This window comes from Paraflavitalea sp. CAU 1676, assembly GCF_029223285.1.
GTDB lineage: Bacteria > Bacteroidota > Bacteroidia > Chitinophagales > Chitinophagaceae > Paraflavitalea.
Map to the genome: position 1 here is coordinate 118,648 of NZ_JARHUJ010000008.1, position 19,682 is coordinate 138,329.

16 protein-coding genes are annotated in these 19,682 nt (G+C 49.6%); 7 read left to right on the plus strand and 9 right to left on the minus strand.

Features of this window, described 5'->3' with window-relative positions:
* The first annotated feature begins 69 nt into the window (after positions 1-69).
* Complete coding sequence (locus P2H89_RS25395) at positions 70-1,116, plus strand: agmatine deiminase family protein (protein WP_275832323.1); 1,047 nt, start codon at positions 70-72, stop codon at positions 1,114-1,116.
* A gap of 441 nt (positions 1,117-1,557) precedes the next feature.
* Here P2H89_RS25395 and P2H89_RS25400 read toward each other — a convergent pair whose 3' ends face one another.
* The 3 genes from P2H89_RS25400 to P2H89_RS25410 all read right to left on the minus strand — a co-directional run bounded on the left by P2H89_RS25400 (position 1,558) and on the right by P2H89_RS25410 (position 4,734).
* Complete coding sequence (locus P2H89_RS25400; protein WP_275832325.1) at positions 1,558-2,427, minus strand: DUF2911 domain-containing protein; 870 nt, start codon at positions 2,425-2,427, stop codon at positions 1,558-1,560.
* A gap of 64 nt (positions 2,428-2,491) precedes the next feature.
* Complete coding sequence (locus P2H89_RS25405) at positions 2,492-4,126, minus strand: hypothetical protein (RefSeq protein ID WP_275832327.1); 1,635 nt, start codon at positions 4,124-4,126, stop codon at positions 2,492-2,494.
* An 8-nt stretch (positions 4,127-4,134) separates the two neighbouring features.
* Positions 4,135-4,734 carry a sigma-70 family RNA polymerase sigma factor gene (locus P2H89_RS25410; protein WP_275832329.1) on the minus strand — a complete coding sequence of 200 codons (600 nt, stop codon included), beginning with the start codon at positions 4,732-4,734 and terminating at the stop codon, positions 4,135-4,137.
* 294 nt (positions 4,735-5,028) lie between these two features.
* Here P2H89_RS25410 and P2H89_RS25415 point away from each other — a divergent pair, with 294 nt between their 5' ends.
* The 3 genes from P2H89_RS25415 (at position 5,029) to P2H89_RS25425 (ending at position 9,254) form a co-directional block, all read left to right on the plus strand.
* Positions 5,029-6,345, plus strand: a complete 1,317-nt coding sequence (locus tag P2H89_RS25415; protein ID WP_275832331.1) for a prenyltransferase/squalene oxidase repeat-containing protein — start codon at positions 5,029-5,031, stop codon at positions 6,343-6,345.
* A gap of 135 nt (positions 6,346-6,480) precedes the next feature.
* Complete coding sequence (locus tag P2H89_RS25420) at positions 6,481-7,557, plus strand: carboxypeptidase-like regulatory domain-containing protein (RefSeq protein ID WP_275832333.1); 1,077 nt, start codon at positions 6,481-6,483, stop codon at positions 7,555-7,557.
* 47 nt (positions 7,558-7,604) lie between these two features.
* On the plus strand, positions 7,605-9,254 hold the full coding sequence (locus P2H89_RS25425; RefSeq protein ID WP_275832335.1) for a carboxypeptidase-like regulatory domain-containing protein: 1,650 nt from the start codon (positions 7,605-7,607) through the stop codon (positions 9,252-9,254).
* Here the strand turns inward: P2H89_RS25425 and P2H89_RS25430 are convergent.
* Positions 9,201-10,148 carry a S24 family peptidase gene (locus P2H89_RS25430; protein WP_275832337.1) on the minus strand — a complete coding sequence of 316 codons (948 nt, stop codon included), beginning with the start codon at positions 10,146-10,148 and terminating at the stop codon, positions 9,201-9,203. The genes P2H89_RS25425 and P2H89_RS25430 overlap by 54 nt on opposite strands.
* 193 nt (positions 10,149-10,341) lie before the next feature.
* On the opposite strand from P2H89_RS25430, the gene P2H89_RS25435 reads away from it, so the two are divergent.
* The gene (locus P2H89_RS25435; RefSeq protein WP_275832339.1) at positions 10,342-13,161 is read left to right on the plus strand and encodes a glycosyl hydrolase family 28-related protein; all 2,820 of its coding nucleotides are present in this window, start codon (positions 10,342-10,344) and stop codon (positions 13,159-13,161) included.
* Between the two features lie 13 nt (positions 13,162-13,174).
* Here P2H89_RS25435 and xerD read toward each other — a convergent pair whose 3' ends face one another.
* The 3 genes from xerD to P2H89_RS25450 all read right to left on the minus strand — a co-directional run bounded on the left by xerD (position 13,175) and on the right by P2H89_RS25450 (position 15,075).
* Positions 13,175-14,077, minus strand: coding sequence for a site-specific tyrosine recombinase XerD (gene xerD / locus P2H89_RS25440; protein WP_275832342.1), 903 nt, complete (start codon positions 14,075-14,077; stop codon positions 13,175-13,177).
* A 3-nt stretch (positions 14,078-14,080) separates the two neighbouring features.
* Positions 14,081-14,581, minus strand: a complete 501-nt coding sequence (locus P2H89_RS25445) for a YkgJ family cysteine cluster protein (protein WP_275832344.1) — start codon at positions 14,579-14,581, stop codon at positions 14,081-14,083.
* 137 nt (positions 14,582-14,718) lie between these two features.
* Entirely contained in the window at positions 14,719-15,075 is a 357-nt protein-coding gene (locus P2H89_RS25450) for a YraN family protein (protein WP_275832346.1), read from the minus strand.
* 38 nt (positions 15,076-15,113) lie between these two features.
* On the opposite strand from P2H89_RS25450, the gene manA reads away from it, so the two are divergent.
* The gene (gene manA / locus P2H89_RS25455) at positions 15,114-16,331 is read left to right on the plus strand and encodes a mannose-6-phosphate isomerase, class I (RefSeq protein ID WP_275832348.1); all 1,218 of its coding nucleotides are present in this window, start codon (positions 15,114-15,116) and stop codon (positions 16,329-16,331) included.
* 247 nt (positions 16,332-16,578) lie between these two features.
* Entirely contained in the window at positions 16,579-17,154 is a 576-nt protein-coding gene (locus P2H89_RS25460; RefSeq protein WP_275832350.1) for a DUF6580 family putative transport protein, read from the plus strand.
* Between the two features lie 149 nt (positions 17,155-17,303).
* On the opposite strand, the gene rnhA is transcribed toward P2H89_RS25460, so the two are convergent.
* Together rnhA and P2H89_RS25470 are read right to left on the minus strand one after the other, a co-directional pair.
* Positions 17,304-17,777 carry a ribonuclease HI gene (gene rnhA, locus P2H89_RS25465; protein WP_275832352.1) on the minus strand — a complete coding sequence of 158 codons (474 nt, stop codon included), beginning with the start codon at positions 17,775-17,777 and terminating at the stop codon, positions 17,304-17,306.
* Positions 17,778-18,000: 223 nt separating this feature from the next.
* Positions 18,001-19,632 carry a carboxyl transferase domain-containing protein gene (locus P2H89_RS25470; RefSeq protein ID WP_275832354.1) on the minus strand — a complete coding sequence of 544 codons (1,632 nt, stop codon included), beginning with the start codon at positions 19,630-19,632 and terminating at the stop codon, positions 18,001-18,003.
* Between the last annotated feature and the right edge of the window lie 50 nt (positions 19,633-19,682).

Below are 19,682 nucleotides of genomic sequence, written 5' to 3' on the forward strand. Positions count from 1 at the left end.
GGAGCACTGCCATCAGCGCCACCACATCCGGACATTGGGCATTTTACTTTTCTAAAACTATCCGCTTTCATGGAAGCTGTTACGCCCAAAAGTTTAGGTTACTATTTCCCTGCCGAATTTGCGCCGCACGAAGCTACCTGGCTCAGCTGGCCGCACAAGGAAGCCTCCTGGCCCGGCAAGATCGACGCTATCTATCCCTATTATAGTCAGTTCATCAGCGAACTTTCGCTGAGCGAAAAAGTGCGCATCAACGTGGCCAATGAGGCCATGAAGAACTTCGCCCTGAAATATATCCGCGAAGCCGGCGCCGACCTCAGCCAGGTGGAATTCTTTATCCATCCCACCAATGATGCGTGGTGCAGGGATCATGGTCCGGCCTTCCTGATCAACCCTAAAGCTGATATCAAAAAAGTGATCGTCGACTGGGGGTACAATGCCTGGGGCGGTAAATATCCTCCCTTCGACCTCGACGATGTGATCCCTACATTGATCGGTAAGGAATTCAATATTCCCGTATACAATCCCGGTATCGTGATGGAAGGCGGTTCGGTAGAATTCAATGGCAAAGGCACTTTGCTGACATCTACTGCCTGCCTGCTCAACCCTAACCGCAACCCGCACCTGAACCAACAGCAAATAGAGGATTACCTGTACAACTACTACGGAGTAGAGCAGGTACTCTGGGTCGATGAGGGCATTGTGGGTGATGATACCGACGGTCATATCGACGATACCGTTCGCTTCGTGAACGAGGATACAGTGCTTACGGTGATCGAAGAGAACAAACAGGATGAGAACTACGAACTGCTGCAAACCAACCTGCAGCAATTGAAAGCGATGCGCCTGCTGAACGGCAAACAGCTCAACATCATAGAGCTGCCCATGCCCGATGCAGTGGTATATGACGACCAGCGCCTGCCGGCTTCTTATGCTAATTTCTGCATTGCCAATAAATCGGTGATCGTTCCTACCTTCCGTTGCGATAAGGACGACAAGGCCTTACAGATCATTCAGCAATCATTCCCCGACCGCAAAGTGGTGGGTATCGATTCTACAGAGATCATCTGGGGACTCGGCAGCTTCCACTGCCTCAGCCAGCAGGAACCGGCTGTATAGGTAGGCACGCGCCAAGGCACTACGTTGCTGCAGTGTTCGGATAAAAGTGCAGCTGGTGGCAAGTATTATCCGCTGGGAGTTCAGGCAAAAGCCGTGTGTAGTTCACGTGGTATTCTCTTGAATAGCACTGGATACTTACCGGATACCCTACAGAAACATATGTCTATAGAGAGTATGTCCAGAGGGTCTGTGGTATATCTCCAGTATGGTTTCAGGCGGGTACCTATGGATTCCGTACGGAGTAAGTACGGATGATGACGCCAGGAAGGGTTCTATAGGTGCTCTGTAAGTGCTCTGTAGTTGCTCTGTAGGTGCTCTATAGTTTTCGCCATATTATAGTAAATTGTAATGCTTTATGGCCGGATTTTACCGGTCTGGTGGTATAAAAGAAAACGGGCTGACCAATGGGTCAGCCCGTTTTCGTATGAAGTGTTAAGGTGCTTATCCTTTAACAAGCGATTTCGCGGTGAGCTTAGCGATCAGCTTCTTATTCAGCGCTACATAATCATCGTTCTTGGCCTCTGTAGCCAGTTCGATCGATTTGTTGGCAGTAGCGATGGCATCGGCTTTTTTGCCCAGCCTGGCCTCGCAATTGGCCTTCTGATGCAATACCCAGTATGCTTTGGGGTTCAGCTCAGCTGCCTTGTTGAACCACTCGAGTGACTTATTAAGGTCTTTGTTGTTATCGAGGTAATACAGCGCCGCTACGAAGTAAGGCTTTTTGGCTTCTTCTCCGCTGCCATTGATGGTTTGATCGATCTGGGCCATGATCTTGCTGTCGATATCGGTTTGGATGGGCAGCTTAACCACGGTTTTGTCCCACTGGATCTGCAGTTCGCAGCTGCTGGGCTTTACATTCACGAATTGCATGGTGAATGATTCGGCTGCAGCGGGCACCAGTGCAGACTTTACTTTTACACGCACCACATCGCTCTCTTGTTTGTAAGCAGCGGGGGCGGTTACGTCGAGCTGTTTGGTAATGATGAGGGTCCAGGTGGTGGCTTCGGGAATGCTCAGCAGTCCGTATTTACCGGCAGGCACTTTGGTGCCGCCGATGATCACATCATCACCGAAGGTGAGGACGGTAGCCTGGTTGGCACCTGTGCGCCATACTTTGCCATAGGGAACCAGGTCGCCCATGATCTTACGGCCTTTCATGACGGGACGCGAATAGGATAATTCGATATTCGCCAGTCCGAAATCCTGCTTAATGGTTTGTGTGGGTGATGGCGCCGGTGTCTTCAGTGGCTGTGCGTATCCGGCATACGCGGTCAGAAGCGTGAAAGCAACTACGTTGATGGTTTTGCGCATGGCAATTAAATTTTCGCGAAGGTAATCGATAATTGCTGTGCGTAAAGAAGAGTTATACAGGTGGTTAGAAAGTAACGACTACCGAAGTTTTTGCTTTACGTCCCTTGAGGAGTTTCCAGGCCGGGCCTGCTTTGATGAGGCGGATAGCTTCATCGTCATAGGCTGTGCCCAATGATTCTTCTATTTTGAAGTTGGAGAGGGTTCCTTTCTTGCTTACTTCGAACGATACGACCACCTTACCCGCGCCGGGAGCGCCATTAGCGGGGATGCGAACGTTTTGCGCGAGGTATTGCTGGTATTTGATCCAGCCGTATTCGGGCTGGGCATCGCCGGCGAGTTGTGTAGCATTCGCTTCCCGGAGGGCTTTTTGTTTAGCCTCGAAGTTATAGGCGACGTTGTTGTCGGCTTCTGTGCTTACGTTGGCCGCGCGGGTATTGAGCAAGGGATTGGGCGCTTTATTGCCCAATTGGTTCAGGGCAATATTGTTGTCGAAGCTGTTGTTGGAAAGCTGCACATTTTGGGTATAGTAACCCGAAAGGCCCACCGCTACGTTCACTACGGAGTCGTTGGCCGGAATCTTGAAATATCCTTTGTGGTCGGTGAAATAATCCTGCCGGCCATCTACCCGCACCAGGGCATTGGAAATAGGATTTTGTGATTGGTCGGTTACGCGGCCGCTGATATAACCGCTCAGCAGCGCATCCGGATTCTTTTTGGCCTGGCGTGCGCTGAGTTCTTTGCGGGATTGGTTCATCGTGAGCTCACGTGGCTTGGTAAGATAGCCGGCGGCGCTGGTATCGCGCGTTGTTTTACCAATAACGATCTGCTCGTAATCGACCGGTTTATTGGCTGCGAGGGGATTCTTCTTCGATCTTTGTTCATATACCCTGCTAAAATTAGTGGTGCTGTCAAAGGTATCGGTGATGCGCAGGTTGTTGGCGACTTCCTGCTTTTTCAGTTCTGTCGTGGCGACGGCGTCTTTCTTCAGGGTTGTAACGGGTGGTTCTATGACTTTTAAGTCGCCCTCTGCGCCATTTGCCAAAACCAGGCCCTCTTCCTGTTTGGCTGCTGCATCAGAACTTGGCTTAGGAAGTGGCCTATAGTACCTATCGCCTGAATATGATGATTGACTTAAATTCGCTGAATAACCATAACTATCCTGTTTGCCGGCAATAAATGCCGATTTGGTAGAATCCCCGCGCGTTAATGCATTGGCATCAAACTTCAATGGGGTAGAATCCGCAGGTGCTGCTGATGCATCCGCTGATGGGGCCGGCTGGGGCGTCACGACAGCATTCGCCTCCGGCATCTTTTTTTGTGTGGTGATGGCCAGTTGATCCTTTGACTCCGCGCTGTTAAGCTGGTTCAAAGAAAGATAAGCGACGACGGCCCCAATGATGACAACCGCAGCGGCGGCAGCGGCCTGCCACCAACGGAAGGCGATAACCGGCGCGGCATTGCGCCTGTCTTTGGGGGTAACCCGATCGTACAGTTGCTGGCGCAGATCGGCCAGGTTGGCTTCGACTGCCTTTTTATCGGCAGCCTGAGGTTGTTGCATGCCCTCGATGGCGTCGGCCAGAAAAGGATCATCCAGGGCAGCCATCTCCAGGGCGTGCATCTCGGCAGGCAGCATTTTGCCCTCGAGATATCGCTGGATATCTGCTGCTGAATAATGCTTTATATGGTCGGTATCAGGCATGTATCTCTTTAACTTTTAATATTGATCAATTTTTCTGCTTCTTCCTCTTTTCCCATACAAACCCGGAGGTTTCGACGGCCGTTCTGGATATAACTGCGCACCCTGTTCCACTCGAGGCCCGTGATCTCTGCAATATCCTTATAACACTTGTTTTCAAGATAAAACAACTTCACGGCATCCCGTTGTTCTGTTGGAAGGGCCTCCAGGCATTTTTCCATTTTCCGGAGGTTTTCCTCCTTGGGACTTATACCCTCTGGATGCAATTCTTCCCCCGATTGCATATCGTCGGGATTAAATTCTGTGGTTTTTACGTTTTTTTGCTTGCGAAGTACCTGCAGGCAATAGTTTTTGGCCAATGAGTACAACCAGCTCCTGAAATTCTCCACCTGGTGTTTGGGCAACTTCTGTACCAGCTCTTCAAATACCTGCATTACAGCATCTTTGGCAGATTCGCTGTCGGGCATATACTTGAGGCATACCCCATACGTGAGGTCCATATAGCGTTGATAAAGCATGCCCAGCACTTCCAGATCGCCGGAAGACTGAAATTGCTTTACCAGGTCGATATCTGGCAAACCATTGTCTGTTATGTTCTTAAGAAATCCCACGTGCCCTTAAAATTAGCAAAAGATACCATAATGGGATATGTAAATATCTGGTTCCCCAATATTTCGGTGCAGGGGCGGCTGAGCACCGCTTAATATATAAGTGATGGAATGCTATCGCATTGTAAACTATAGTTGACTGACGGCCGATTGCAGCGTTAAAGAACATTAACAATTTTTATTGAACAATCTTTTATGTAATTCCGCCGGTAGGTACATCCTACTGGTGTCAGCGGGCAGCGTATCGCGCTTCGATCTAACTGCCCCGCCATTTTCCTTCACCTAAATTTTGTGGCCATGACACAACGTTCCAAACCAATTGCCGCTTTATTCTTTTGCGGCGTCTCTGCTATTGTAATATTAGCAGCTTTTGTGCCCCGTGCTGACAGCCCGGCTCCTAAAAAAGCGATTGAATGCGCCCAACCCGAAAAAGCCTGTGTGTTCCTGACCCTCACGGGGCTGGCGCCATTCGATACCAGTACCGTAACGGTGAACAATAAGCTGGTCGAAGCAGCCCTGCGTAATGGGCTGAACTGGGTTTTGCAGGCACAGCAGCCCAATGGTGGCTGGGGAGCGGGTTCGCACCAACACCAGGATGTACGAGATCCGCAGGCCGTGCAAGCCGATCCGGCTACGACTGCGCTGGTGGGGATGGCGCTGCTCCGTACCTCTGATAAACCCTTCGTAGGTAACAACGCAGAAAAACTGCGGAAAGCGGTTGCTTATTTACTGAAAGCGGTGGAGAATACGCCCGAGCAGTCGGTCAATATTACGACCCTCACCAATACACAACCGCAAACCAAGCTGGGTAAAAATATCGATGTGATCCTTACTGCTCAATTCTTCAGCAATGCACTGCGTTATCTCAACAACAGCACCGATATGAAGGCCGAGGTGGAAAAGGCCCTGCAGAAATGCGTAGCCAACATTCAAAAGGCGCAGGATAAAGATGGCGGCTGGAAAGATGGCGGCTGGGCGCCGGTGTTGCAATCTGCGCTGGCCAATAACGCACTCGAAGGCGCAAAAGATGCGGGTGCAAAAGTGGATGATAAAGTAATAGAGCGTTCGCGGGATTATCAGAAACAGAATTATGATGTGAAGACCAATTCGGCTGTTACCGGCAAAGCGGCGGGTGTGCTGTTGTATTCGGTAAGCAGTTCGGCCCGGGCCAGCGCGAAAGAGGCGGGCGAGGCAAAGCAGGCAATCGATCAGGCAAAAAAAGCAGGAAAGCTTGATAAAAATGCTGCAGTAGATGAAGCCAACCTGGAAGTGATCGGATACAGCAAAACAGAAGCGCAGAAATATGCCACCGCTTATAAGATCAAGAATGCTGCTGCGCAACGGGCGCAGGACAAAGATGTGGAAACAGGCTTTGGTAATAATGGCGGAGAGGAGTTTTTGAGTTACCTCATGACCGGCGAGTCACTGATCATTGGCGGCAATGAGTGGAAGAGCTGGTACGAGAAGATGAGTGGCCGCCTGGTACAGATCCAGAATGGCGATGGCAGCTGGAATGGGCATCATTGCATTACGAGCCCGGTGTTTTGTACGGCTACCTGTCTGCTGATCCTTTCGGTGGATAAGGATATTGATTTTCTGATCAAGACGAAATAGGGAGTGCGGGCGGCGGGTGAAGGATCTGCCGTGTTCGTGGTCGTGAGGCCGGTGCAGCTCATGACCGAAAAAAAATGTCTGTTTTGCTTATGTAATCGGGCCGGTGCCCGCATCTAATTAATAAATAGCCTGTTTATGGCCGAACGATTGCACCTCAACATCCCCGAGCCCTGCCACGAGAACTGGCAACAGATGACTCCCAACGAGCAAGGCAGGCATTGCCTCAGCTGCCAGAAAACAGTGGTTGATTTTACGCTGATGAGTGACCAGGAAGTCTTGCGATATATTTCCACCGCTTCTACTTCGGTGTGCGGACGGTTTCACGATGATCAATTGAACAAAACCTATACAGAACAACGCATTAAACCATCTTTTACCTGGCGGTATATCTGGCAGGTGGTGGTGAGTGGGTTCTTGTTGCTCGGTCATTCTGTATCGGCCCAAACGCGTAATGTAAAGGGGAAGGTTGCTACTGTAAAGCAGGAGAAGCCGGATACCAACCTCGCAACGAAGGGTGAAATAGTAGATGCGGTCTCCAGGGATACAATATCCTACCGCCTTACTGGCACAGTAGGTATGGTCGCGGTCTACCGGCCACACAAAAGGGTAGTATCGAAAATAGCTGGTGTGGTATTGGATGAAAATACAGGCCGTCAGATTAGTGATGCCACCATCCAAATCAAGGGAACCAATACGGGGGTGCTTACTGATGAGTACGGCGTGTTTATTGTTGATGTCAAAAGTGGAGAGCGGAAAGTTGTCATGGTTGTTAGCGCTATTGGATATACTACAAAGGAAGTAACGGTATCTTTAAAAAGGGTGGAAAGCCTGAAGGTAGTTTTGGAGCAATCAACTACTATACTTACTGGCGAAGTAGTATGTGTGCGTAAGCCATCGAAGCGCGAACAAGTGAAGCAGGTCATCAGCGATTGGGCGTCGGTCTTTACCCGGGAGGTTAAAGTATATCCCAACCCGGTGGTGCCTGGCAGTAATGTCAATATCAGTGTCAGTTTCAAGAAGACGGGCGATTACAAGCTGGAGTTGATGGATGCCGGTGGCCGTATCGTACATGTGCAGGGCCTGCAGGTGGTAGACAAAGAACAGGTAGTGGCCATGCCCACCCAATCGACCTGGACGAGTGGAGTTTATTGGCTGCGTATTGCAGGCGCCAATAATAAAAAGGTTTATCAAACCAAGGTAGTGCTACAATAACCCGATTGGACCAGTGGGCTTCTCCCAATAATTTAAACCAACTGTATATGTCTACACCTTTACGCCTTACCATTCCCGAGCCTTGTCACGAGAACTGGCAACAGATGACGCCCAACGAGCAGGGCAGGCATTGCCTCAGCTGCCAGAAAACGGTGGTTGATTTTACCTTGATGAGCGACCAGGAAGTGTTGCAGTACATATCGACAGCTTCATCATCTGTTTGTGGTCGATTCAACAATGACCAACTGAACAAAACCTACCAGGAAAGAAAGATCAAGCCATCGTTTACCGTAAGGTATGCCTGGCATATCCTGGTGAGTGCTTTCCTATGGGTGGGGCAATCGGTGGCCGCGCAGACCAATTCGGTAACGCAGGGTGATGTAGACTATATGAAGATAGAGAAGCCGAAAACAGAGAAGCCTAAAAAGAAACGAACCCGGAAGATCAACACGGAAATTAAATTGGCTGATTTTGCAAAGCTCTTTGGTGGAAGTACGACCATGGAAAAGGTCGAGGGATTCCAAACGCTTGGGTATACTGTAATCCATGATGACGGAATTCCATGGAGGCAGCCTGTTAGTTTTTCACCGTTAAAAACCTTTGGCCTGGTGCTGAACGAAAAAACGGGAAAGCCGCTCGATAGTGTATCGGTACGGATCCTGGGCAGTAAGGTAGACCTGCCGGTAGATAAGGAGGGGAATTTTGAATTTGTTTTCACCGGTGAGGGTGCTACTGTAACCCTGGAAATCGATGCCAAGGGGTTTGAAAAACGTGTAATGGATATCCCAGCTTACAGTGTACGAAGAGTGGAGATATTGATAAAACCTGCTGAAACCCATGAGCGCGGTGCGGAGAGTAAGGAGCTTGCAGCAAATGGTCCTGTTACCGAGGAATTGGGTATGGTAGGCATGGTGGTACCTGTGATCGTAAAAGGAGAACCTATACTCCGTAAAGAAGTAACCGAACCAACACTAGGGACACCTGTAATATGGAAAGAAGACGAAAAAGAAAAATCCGTAGCGGTTGCCACTCCCGCCACAGAAATCCGTGGTTTGATAAAGGACGATCAGACGCAATTTCCTGTAGGTTTTGCTACCGTGCGGGTAAAAGGAAGTGAATTATCGGTGGCTGCGGATGAGCAGGGGCAATTTGAATGGCCATCAGTGAAGAATGGCCAGGAGCTCGTGTTAGTGATCAGTGCAGTTGGTTATGAGACCCGGGAGGTGACGATTACGAAAGAAAGCAAGGGCTTGCAGGAGATAACATTGACGCCCGAAGCTGATGAGTTGAAAGCGGTAGAGGTAAGGGGATATTCAGGCCGAAAGGTTTGTACTGATATGGTGGGTTCTGTAGTGATGGTAACGAAGGTCCCACTTAAAGAACAGGTATTACGTACCGTAAAAGACACCCTGCAATCCTGGCTGCCCATGAAGCGCGAGATCACGGCTTACCCCAACCCGGCCGTGAAGGGTAATCAGGTGAACCTGCGGCTGGATCTGCCCAAGACCGGCGCATACAGGCTCGAGCTCCTGGATGCAAGCGGGCGTATAGTTCATGCCCAGCAAATACAGGTAGCGCAGCCCTCGCAAGTGGCCAGCATACCGACGCAAAGCATATGGAGTGCCGGTATTTATTGGTTAAGGTTATCGAATGCTGCCGACAAAAAGATTTACCAAACCAAAGTGATGTTGCGGTAGGATAGGGGTTTGGTAAAGGATACACTCAATAGTAGTTGCACCAACTGTTTTGTACGGTTGGTGTTTTTTTGTTGGGTGCCTGAACTGCGATGGGTATCTATTATTTTCTTTTTTCGAGTTTATCGACCCGGTCCTCGAGGCGCTGCAAGCGGCCGTAGTACTGGTCGTGAATGTTGGGCATTTAGCGGAGAGGTACCACTCTGCATACCAGATCGTATTGATCTCTTCGCTGGTAAGATTAAAGTTGCCGTAGGATGCTTTATCGGGGTTGTCGGACATCAGGACCAAAAAACCCTGCTTAAGTCTGTTCTTAATTCGCTTAAGATAAGTTTTACCTTCTGTTGAACTAACTACGTAAATGCGTTCGTCTTGCATGTCGACCCACTCGCTTTTTTCCAGCAGGCGAATAATCATCAGTCCGCCATCCTGTAGGGTCGGACTCATACTTTCTCCTTTAATATTTACACATAAGTAGGTGGCTTTCTTTCTAAGCAGATTGGAGGGCAGGTGCACAGCCGCGGCATTGGATATAAAGTCGTTGTTGTAGTATCCGCCACCGGCTGCCACCTGGATATCGGTAACCGGGATGGATATGTCTTCGTACCGAAGGGAACTGTTGGCGGCTTTGCCGGTTTTGGCTGCAGGAGATCTTTGTGTAGCCATGGAGGCAGGTTTGATCATTTCACCGCGGCCGGTTATTAACCAGTCGATATTGAGGTCTGCAAACTTGTTTGCAATGTCTGCCACTATATCAAATGACGGCTTTGCATTTTCAATCCTGAACAGCCGGGATATTTTTTCCGGACTATTATAGCCCAGCGTTTCTGCCAGCTGACTATAGTTGAGATCTTTCAAATCCAGTAATTGTTTTATGCGCGTAACGATGGCTTCCAAGTGTATTACTTTTCAGTAAAAATAATGCAAAATGGTTTGTGGTGTGCAAACTTGTTTGTATTATTGTATTGCGATTCACAAATACTACACAGGTTCCCAAAGACACAATTCCCTCCACGCCATCAGGCTCTATTGAATGCTTTTTATCAGGCAGGTTTTAATCAAATGGTTTTATAATTAAATCTTATCCAGAATGAGTAACACGTACACGGGAGTTATCGATCCCGCAGTGATTCCTGCTGCCCAGGCGGCACAAATGTTTCCCAACGACAGGCAGGGTACGTTGGTTGAGTTGGCATCTTTGCCTGCCGGCGCTTCGGTAGATGGTATATTTTATCTTAACGGAACAGCAGGCACCTATCTTAAGCGGGTCATGGATGGTCCTGTAAGGGCTGTACACTGCGGTATCTACGGCGACGGTACCGACCAGACCCTCAAGATTAACACCGCCTTTACACACGCGGGCATTACGGAGATCGTATTCGACTATGCGGCAGGTGCAGACATTGTAGTGAATGGCACAGTTACCATTCCGGCGGGTAAGCGAATTGTCTTTCGCAGTGGTAACAAACTGACTGGTTCGGGTACGATCAATGGTGGCATTATCGATGCGGGTTATGATCAGCAGATCTTTGCTACCAGCTTAACGGTAAATCCTTCGGGTATCACTACCGATAAGGTGAGTGCTAAATGGTTTGGTGCCAAAGGCGATAACTCGACAGATGACACAGTAGCCTTGCAAAAAGCTATTGACTGTGTGGTCAGAAATTCCGGATGTGGCGGTCATCTTTTTATTCCTGCAGGCCGGTATAAAACAACCAAAGGGTTGCTGGCTTTTAAGGATATGGATGCCAATGGAGTTCCTGAGAGCGTGAACATCAGGATCTCAGGTACCATCAGTGCCTATATCAGCGATAGTTTCGAGTCGGTGATCGTTTGTTATCATACAGACAATTTTGGTTTGGCGATCCAGCGTGGTAAGGGTTGCATCGTGGAATACCTGACGATTCAGGGGCCCAATGTGCTGAACTATCCATTGGCAACAGCGTGGAATGCATCCACAAGCTACAAGATCAACAGCAGCATCCGGGACAATGCTTATTCTCCCTTTGCCGGTATCGTGTTGGATCCATTTCATTCAAATGTTAACGGTACAGACCGCTATCCGGGGTTTGAAAGTTATTATGCTGCGGTTACGGGCAACGGAGGTTCTACGGACTGTAAGTTCCTCAATTGTTCTGTGAATGGGTTTTATGTAGGGATTATTCTTACGCCAAATTACGGTACCCAAAACAATGAGTCGCACTTGTTCGATGGTATCTGGTTATCGAATTGCCGGGATGGTGTCGTGACCACGAATTCGCAGGAACGCCAAACAAAGTGTACCAATTTCAAGATATGGAATTCCGTGAGAACTTGCTTCAGAACAAACGGATATGGCGCTAATCGTGGCGATGTGCCAGCTATCGACAACCTGAATGTAGCGGGAAATATCTATGAGTTGTTCTATTTCAGCGGCACCGGCGGTTATTTTTCTCACCTCCGGGCAAAAAACATTCATGCCGAATCTTTTCGGAGAATAGGCGTGTTGTTTACTCTTACGGCTGAAATTGCCGATTCGCATTTCAACCTGCTGCCAAGTGCTTATGATCAAACTACACCTGATTGGTTCGTTACCGGATTTCGTATCAAGTTTACCAATTCCGTGATCGTATCTTACGACGGAGGTATACGAATTCCGCTGAATATAGCAGCAGCTGTCTCCAATACGATGGTTGAGTTCGATAATTGTTTGTTGTCGAACCAGGTTGCATCTGTGAGCAACCCTAACTGGACGCTGGATGACCACAATATCACTTACAGGAAATGTTCTACTTATGTTGAAGGTGGAAAAATGAACGATGACAAATTCATCAGTTCACAATTCAGTAACTACCGCTACTTTGGTTATGGCAGTCAGCTGGAATTTGCCGGCTTCGGCAAGGAGATTGTGAGCAGCGCCTATGGAACTTATCCACGTAAATACTGGCATCAGAAAAGAAGGGTATTATCTCCGCTGGTAAGGAGGATCTACATTGGACAGGTAGCCGTTACAGTGGCCGGCAACAAACTTAGTGCTACCGCAACCATTGCCGGATTGCCTAAGCTTTATGAAGGCTTGCTGGTTCATGCAACCGGACTTAATATACCGGTTCCTGAAGCGGCCATTACCATGGATTCGGGTCAGATCATGCGCGTCAAGGATATCAATACTACCACTGGGGTTGTGACCTTCGACCGCCTGATCGATTCTCTTACAACTGGCAGCTACTTTATTTCGGTAGAAGTGATTGCTCCTGTGAGTGTGGTAACCGTTGGTAGCATTTCGGGAAACACTGCAACGAATGTGATTACAGAAGGATCTACTACGACGAATAGCTTAACTGGTCCGGTGTGGGTGGTGGCCGATGGGTTTGCCAATAGCGTTGCTTCCGGTACCAGTTCTACAATCACGTTCAACTATAACGTTCCTTATCCTCAGGATCGTGCAATTATTGCCAGTTATGAGTATGAAGAGAGTGGGCAAAGTTACATGCATCCCCTGGATAGTAGTTTTGTGCCTCTCGGAACAGTATTTACCAAAGGCGCGCTCTATACGAACAGCGATTCGGCTACTGCCAATGTGGCCGGTTGGTTGTGTACCAGAACGGGCGTAAAAGGTTCTTCTATTCCGCCAGAGTTCAAGGTCATCTATGCTACTGATAACAACAATACCTCGGTAACGCTCAATGCGAATGGTTCTGTTGCTATCCCGGCTGGTGAGTTGGTGAGTTATATTGTTGTGAAAACAGCCAATGCTGCAACCAGCTTCAAGATCGGCACTACCGCCGGCGGAGGAGAGATTGAGCCTGGGGTGAACCTTCCGGCAGGGAACGCAAAGACCTGGAATCCCGGTTTGTACTTCTCTGTTGCAGGAACATTGTATTTCACCAACGTGCCTGTTGGTACCGAAATATTGATTAAGAAGGCATAAGGTTATAGCTGGGTCATGTTTTAAAAGCAGGGTGGAAGCGCTGCAGCGTATCGCGCAAAAAATCGCGGTCGAGGTGTGTGTAGATCTCCGTAGTGGTGATGCTTTCATGGCCCAGCATTTCCTGTACCGCCCGCAGGTCGGCCCCGCCCTCCACGAGGTGGGTGGCAAAAGAGTGACGGAAGGTGTGCGGACTGATGTTCTTGGTGATGCCGGCCTTTTTTACCAGGTCTTTCAGCATCAGAAAGATCATGACCCGGGAGAGTTTACTGCCCCGCCGGTTCAGGAACAAAAAATCTTCCTGCCCTTTTTTGATGGGCATGTGTACCCGGATATCGTTGCAGTAAATATGGATGTATTTAATGGCGGCTGTGCCGATGGGTACCAGTCTTTCTTTGTCGCCCTTGCCCACTACACGGATAAAGCCCGCATCGAAATATAGTTGGGAGAGTTTAAGGTTGATCACTTCACTTACGCGTAAGCCGCAACTATACATCGTTTCCAGGATCGCTTTGTTGCGGCCGCCTTCAGGTTTGCTGAGGTCGATCTGGTTGATGATGGTCTCGATCTCCGAAAAGCTCAATACATCGGGCAGTGCCCTTTTCAGTTTGGGAGCTTCGAGCAGTACAGTAGGATCGTTGTTTACAATCTGCTCGATGGAGCAGTACTTATAGAATGCGCGAATGCCGGAGATGATGCGCGCTTGTGAGGTGGGTGTCATGCCCAGTTCGGCCACCCAGTGAACAAACTGTTGCAGATCGGCCAGTTCGAGGGCTGCCGGGTTTTTCTCCAAACCGTTTTGTAGCAGGAATTGAGTGAGCTTCTCGAGGTCGCGGCCATAGGCTTCCACGGAATTATCGGACAATGATTTTTCCAGTTGCAGAAAGGCCTTGAATCCTTTTTTATAAGGTTCCCACATAGGTTATTTGGCATTCACCTTCTCGATCATCTTCTCCACCAGTTTGTAAGTGGCGGGACAGTATTCCACGTTTTGTTTGAATACGTGCATATAATCGACCATGCGGCGTTTGGTGTGGTGCGGAAAGCCACTGCAATCTTTGGGACGCACTTCGTAGATGGAGCATTTATTGTCCTCCAGGTTGAGAAACTGGCAGGGCTGTGATTTGTTGATCCAGTCGCCATTGCGGTCCTTGTACAGCCATTTTTTCTTGAATTCTTCGGCGCCCATGTTGAGGTGCGTAGCGATCCGCTTGATGTCGACCTGGGTAAAGGTGGGGCTCATGGTCTTGCAGCAATTCGCGCAGGCCAGGCAATCCATTTCCTTCCAAACTTCCACATCAGTTTCTACGGCCATTTGATCGAGCTTCCTGGGGGGATTCTTTTCCAGTTTGGTAAGGAATCGCCTGAAGGCAGAGCGATTGAGCAACATGGTCTTTTTATATGTCCGAAGATTGAATGGCATCTGTTGTGTACTGGGTTAGATGTATAAATTAATGCAATATTATCCAATTCTCCACAAAAATGGCGCTGAAAGCCCATTCTGGCGGGGTGGTTTTTAAACATAGTTTCCACGGGGATGATGAATAGGCTTTCAACGGCTCATAAATATACGTCCTCTATGAAGTAATAAGCGGGTGGCTGGGGAGGGTTGAGGACTATAGACAGTACATTGTATTGCACTCTTTTCCAACCTGGATGTTCAAATTGAAAGGCAACGCCGGCCTTTACGATGTTGCGGATCTTTTTGCGTGTAACGCCTTCTTCGGGCAGGCCAAAATCGAGGGATATCCTTGTTTTAACTTCAATAAAATGGAGCACCGCATCGCGGGTGGCAATGAGGTCTATTTCATAGTGCCGGTGCCGCCAGTTGCTATGCAGGATCGTATAGCCCTGTTGTTGCAGGTAATCGGCTGCCAGTGCTTCACCTTTTTTGCCGGTTTCTATGTGTTGGGCCATGACAAGCTTTTTGTATTATTGTGCCCTCAAACAGGAATATGAGCAATAGTACGAATATAAGTAAGCTTCAGGGAAAGGTTCAACCCTATGCATGGGGTGGATCGCAATTTATTCCCGCATTATTACAACAATCGAATCCCGACAACAAACCTTTCGCAGAATACTGGATGGGTGGCCACGATAATGCTCCTTCTACTGTTATAGGCGCTGATGGTCAATCGCAGGCACTGAATGCCCTGGTAGCCGCCAATCCGGCCATCCTGGGCAAAAAAGTGCAGGATGAGTTTGGCCGCCTGCCTTACCTGTTCAAGGTACTCGATGTAAAAGACATGTTGTCTATCCAGGTGCATCCTGAGAAGAAAGCAGCCGTAGCCGCTTTTGCCGAAGAGAACAAGCAAGGGGTGGCGTTAAATGCGCCCAACAGGAATTATAAGGACGATAACCACAAGCCCGAGCTCATGTATGCCCTGAGCGATTTCTGGCTGCTGCATGGCTTCAAACCGGCCGACAAGCTGAAACAGGTTTTGCAGGCTACGCCCGAATTACAATTCCTGCTCCCAATCTTTGGCAACGGCGACTATGCTTCGCTGTATAAAGCCGTGATGGAAATGGATCAGCAAACCGTGAACAATCACCTGCAACCGCTGCTCGACCGCATACTGCCCTTGTATGAAAAGGGTACTTTGAAAAAAGTGCAGGAAGATTTCTGGGCAGCCCGTGCTTTCAATACCTTCTGCGAACCCGGTCGTATCGACCGCGGTATCTTCTCGATCTATCTCTTCAACGTGGTAAACCTGCATCCCGGCGAAGCCATCTTCCAGGATGCCGGCATTTTGCATGCGTACCTTGAAGGGCAGAATATGGAGATCATGGCCAACTCAGACAACGTACTGCGGGGTGGCCTCACCAATAAGCATATCGACGTACAGGAGCTGATGAAGCATGTTCGTTTTGAACCGATCGTACCGCAGGTGATCACCGGCCAACCGGGCACTGCGGTAAACGAAGAGATCTTCCCTACTCCTGTGAACGATTTCGAACTGCACCGTATATCCTTGAAGGCGGGAGGCGCTACCACGGTAACGGCTACCACGGCCGATATCTTCTTTGTATATGAAGGTGCTGCTGAAGCCACTGCGGGAGGCGATAAGGTATCCCTCAACCAGGGAGAAGCCATGCTGGCCACTGCGGGCACCGCTGTGCAAATTTCGAGTAGCCAAGGAGCAGTGATCTTCACGGCAACAGTACCTGCCTAAATCAGGACGGACCCATTGTATGGCGCAAATGCACTCCAGCCGCCTTCAATCGCGCCGGTAGGGGAAGCAGGATAGGGCCAGTAGGGAGCAGGCAGGTGAAGGCGAACGCAGGCGTGCGAAAGGGGGAGCCATATGATTGGCTGAAGTGGTTGGCAGGTGCAAGGTAAAACCCTGTAAACCATAGCCATTTTTGCCCGGCGATCCCAATTACTGGAATTAAGCTATTTTTGCAGCATCAAATTGAACTATGAAACTGAACAGATCAACGATTATTTACCTGGTGGTCATGATTGCGGCAGCTTCGCTGTACCGCGCATTCGACAACCGCATGTGGGGTTTTGCGCCCCAGATCGCGATGGCACTCTTTGGTGGTATGGCCATCCGTAATAACAAGGCCCTGGCCTTTGGAGTACCGTTGTTTTCCCTCTTTATCTCTGATGTATTGTATGAGGTGCTTTATACCAAAGGACTCACCAGCATCCGTGGTTTCTACGACGGACAGATCGTCAACTACCTGGTGATGGCTTCTGTAGTGTTGGTTGGTTTTATCTTCAATAAGGTAAATATCAGGAACGTGTTTATGGGCTCGGTAATCGCTCCTGTTTATTTTTTCCTGGTCTCCAATTTCATGGTATGGCTGGGCGTAGGCGTGGTGCTGTATCCGAAAACATGGGCTGGCCTGGTGCAGTGTTATGAGCAGGCGCTTCCGTTCTTTAAAGGATCGCTGTATGCTACGCTGTTCTTCAGTGCTATCTTCTTTGGTGTTTATTATTTCGTCAACAAGGCATCGAAGCGTCCTGCGCAAATGCCTGTAGCAGCATAACTGGTATTGCATCAACATATCGGACCCGGCCAGCGCTTAGCGGCCGGGTTTTTTGTTGGCGGCCGGGCAGGTGAGCTCTGTTGTTAGGAGATCATCGTAAGGATGTAAGAAAATGCTTGCCGCTTGAGAGGCAGGCCGGCCATCCCGATTTATCCCTCACTTGACTCGTAGCCCTGATCCACCTGAAGGTTTTTGCCATCGGCCGCGGAGGTGGCCAATTCATCGCAGCGGTTATTGTAAGGGTTATCGGCGTGGCCCTTTACCCAAACAAATTTGATATTGTGCTTCTGGGAAAGCTGATGATAACGCTTCCAGAGATCGGGGTTCTTTTTGCCGCCGGCAAAATTGGTGGCCATCCATTTCTTCAACCAACCTTCTTTTACTGCTTTTACCACATACTGACTGTCGCTGTACACTGTGATGGAAAGCCCTTCACGGTTCAAGGCCTCGAGTGCGGCAATCACTGCCAGCAGTTCCATGCGGTTATTGGTGGTGCGGCGAAATCCGCCCGACAGTTCTTTGGTTTTTCCTCCATACATCAGGATGGCGCCATACCCCCCGGGGCCGGGATTGCCGCGGGATGAGCCATCTGTATAAACCACCAATTCTTTGTTACTTGTCAAAACGGTAATGGATTAATTCTTTGAATGGGCGCCCGCTCCGTAATATTCACTTGAAATCAGCTGCTGATGGGCGCCTGTATTACATGGCGGCAATGATCGGCAAAAATGAACAATAAAAAAAATCGTTCCGGTCTTGCGTTCCGGAACGATTGTATCAATGAGGCGGTATAACTTCGGATGCCTTGCTGAATGATGTTCACTGCAGTCCGCCTATGTGTTCAACTTAAACCTGTATCACGCCCGGGTTGAAGGGCGCCATGTAGGGTTGATTGTTGGCTGCTGTCAACCCTTCGGAGATCACCTTTCTCGTTTGCAGGGGATCGATAATACCGTCTACCCACAACCGGGCAGCCGCATAATAGGGGCTGGTTTGCAGATCGTACCGGCCTTTTATTTCCTGCAGCAATTGCTGTTCATCTTCGGGTGATACGGTTTTGCCTTTTGCCTTCATGCCTGCCACTTGAATCTGCAGCAGGGTTTTGGCTGCCTGTTCGCCGCCCATCACGGCAATGCGGGCGCCGGGCCAGGCGTAAATAAAGCGGGGATCGTAGGCTTTGCCGCACATGGCATAATTGCCGGCGCCATAAGAGTTGCCTATTACGATGGTGATCTTGGGTACTACCGAGTTGGCTACGGCATTGACCAGTTTGGCCCCATCCTTAATGATACCGGCCTGTTCGCTGCGTGATCCTACCATAAAACCGGTTACATCCTGCAGGAATACCAGCGGTATCTTTTTCTGGTTGCAGTTCATGATGAAGCGGGCCGCTTTGTCGGCGCTGTCGTTGTAAATAACGCCGCCCATTTGCATCTCGCCTTTCTTACTCTTCACCATTTTACGTTGGTTGGCGACAATGCCCACAGCCCAGCCATCGATGCGGGCATATCCGCATAGGATGGTTTTGCCATACTCCTGTTTAAACTGATCGAACTCCGAATTGTCGACCAGTCTTTCGATGATATCGAGCATATCGTATGCCTTGGTAGGGTCAGACGGCAGGATGCCATAGATCTCGGCAGCTGCTTTCTTAGGCTCAGCTGGTTGAGCACGATCGAACCCGGCTACCTGCCGGTTGCCGCCGAGGCGGGATACGATCCTTTTCACCTGGTCGAGGCATTCCTGTTCGGTGGCGAACTTATAATCTGCAATGCCGCTGATGGCATTGTGTGTTTCGGCGCCACCGAGCGTTTCGCTGTCGACATCTTCACCAATGGCTGCTTTTACGAGGTAGGGGCCGGCAAGAAAGATAGAGCCATTGCCTTCCACCATCAGGGTTTCATCGCTCATGATGGGCAGGTAGGCGCCACCCGCTACGCAGGAGCCCATCACGGCCGCAATTTGGGTGATGCCCATGGCGCTCATGCGCGCATTGTTGCGGAAGATGCGGCCGAAATGTTCCTTATCCGGAAATATCTCGTCCTGCATGGGCAGGAACACGCCGGCACTGTCTACGAGGTAGATGACGGGCAAATGATTTTCCATGGCAATCTCCTGCATGCGCAGGTTCTTCTTGCCCGTTATAGGAAACCAGGCGCCGGCTTTCACGGTTTGGTCATTGGCAACGATCATACATTGCTTGCCGCTTACGTAGCCGATGCCGGCTACCGTACCGCCCGATGGGCAGCCACCCTGCTCGGCATACATTTCCCAGCCGGCGAGGGCGCCGATCTCAGTAAAAGCAGTGTGTTCATCACAGAGATAGTCGATCCGTTCACGGGCAGTCAGTTTGTTCTTTTCCCGTTGCTTTTCGACGGCTTTTTTACCGCCACCCATGGATACCTGCTCCAGCCGTTGTCGCAGCTGGCTCAGGGATAATTTCATGGCATCTTCGTTCTTGTTAAATTCCAGGTTCATGTTACAAGCGTTTTTGTTTTACAGGGCAGGGGAGCAGTTGGTACACTGAG

Bases quoted from the DNA above. Each gene is read 5' to 3' on its own strand.
- P2H89_RS25400 (WP_275832325.1), bottom strand. From the start codon at position 2,427: ATGCGCAAAACCATCAACGTAGTTGCTTTCACGCTTCTGACCGCGTAT.
- P2H89_RS25405 (WP_275832327.1), bottom strand. From the start codon at position 4,126: ATGCCTGATACCGACCATATAAAGCATTATTCAGCAGCAGATATCCAG.
- P2H89_RS25425 (WP_275832335.1), top strand. From the start codon at position 7,605: ATGTCTACACCTTTACGCCTTACCATTCCCGAGCCTTGTCACGAGAAC.
- P2H89_RS25415 (WP_275832331.1), top strand. From the start codon at position 5,029: ATGACACAACGTTCCAAACCAATTGCCGCTTTATTCTTTTGCGGCGTC.
- P2H89_RS25445 (WP_275832344.1), bottom strand. From the start codon at position 14,581: ATGCCATTCAATCTTCGGACATATAAAAAGACCATGTTGCTCAATCGC.
- P2H89_RS25435 (WP_275832339.1), top strand. From the start codon at position 10,342: ATGAGTAACACGTACACGGGAGTTATCGATCCCGCAGTGATTCCTGCT.
- manA (WP_275832348.1), top strand. From the start codon at position 15,114: ATGAGCAATAGTACGAATATAAGTAAGCTTCAGGGAAAGGTTCAACCC.
- P2H89_RS25395 (WP_275832323.1), top strand. From the start codon at position 70: ATGGAAGCTGTTACGCCCAAAAGTTTAGGTTACTATTTCCCTGCCGAA.
- P2H89_RS25460 (WP_275832350.1), top strand. From the start codon at position 16,579: ATGAAACTGAACAGATCAACGATTATTTACCTGGTGGTCATGATTGCG.
- P2H89_RS25470 (WP_275832354.1), bottom strand. From the start codon at position 19,632: ATGAACCTGGAATTTAACAAGAACGAAGATGCCATGAAATTATCCCTG.
- P2H89_RS25450 (WP_275832346.1), bottom strand. From the start codon at position 15,075: ATGGCCCAACACATAGAAACCGGCAAAAAAGGTGAAGCACTGGCAGCC.
- xerD (WP_275832342.1), bottom strand. From the start codon at position 14,077: ATGTGGGAACCTTATAAAAAAGGATTCAAGGCCTTTCTGCAACTGGAA.
- P2H89_RS25420 (WP_275832333.1), top strand. From the start codon at position 6,481: ATGGCCGAACGATTGCACCTCAACATCCCCGAGCCCTGCCACGAGAAC.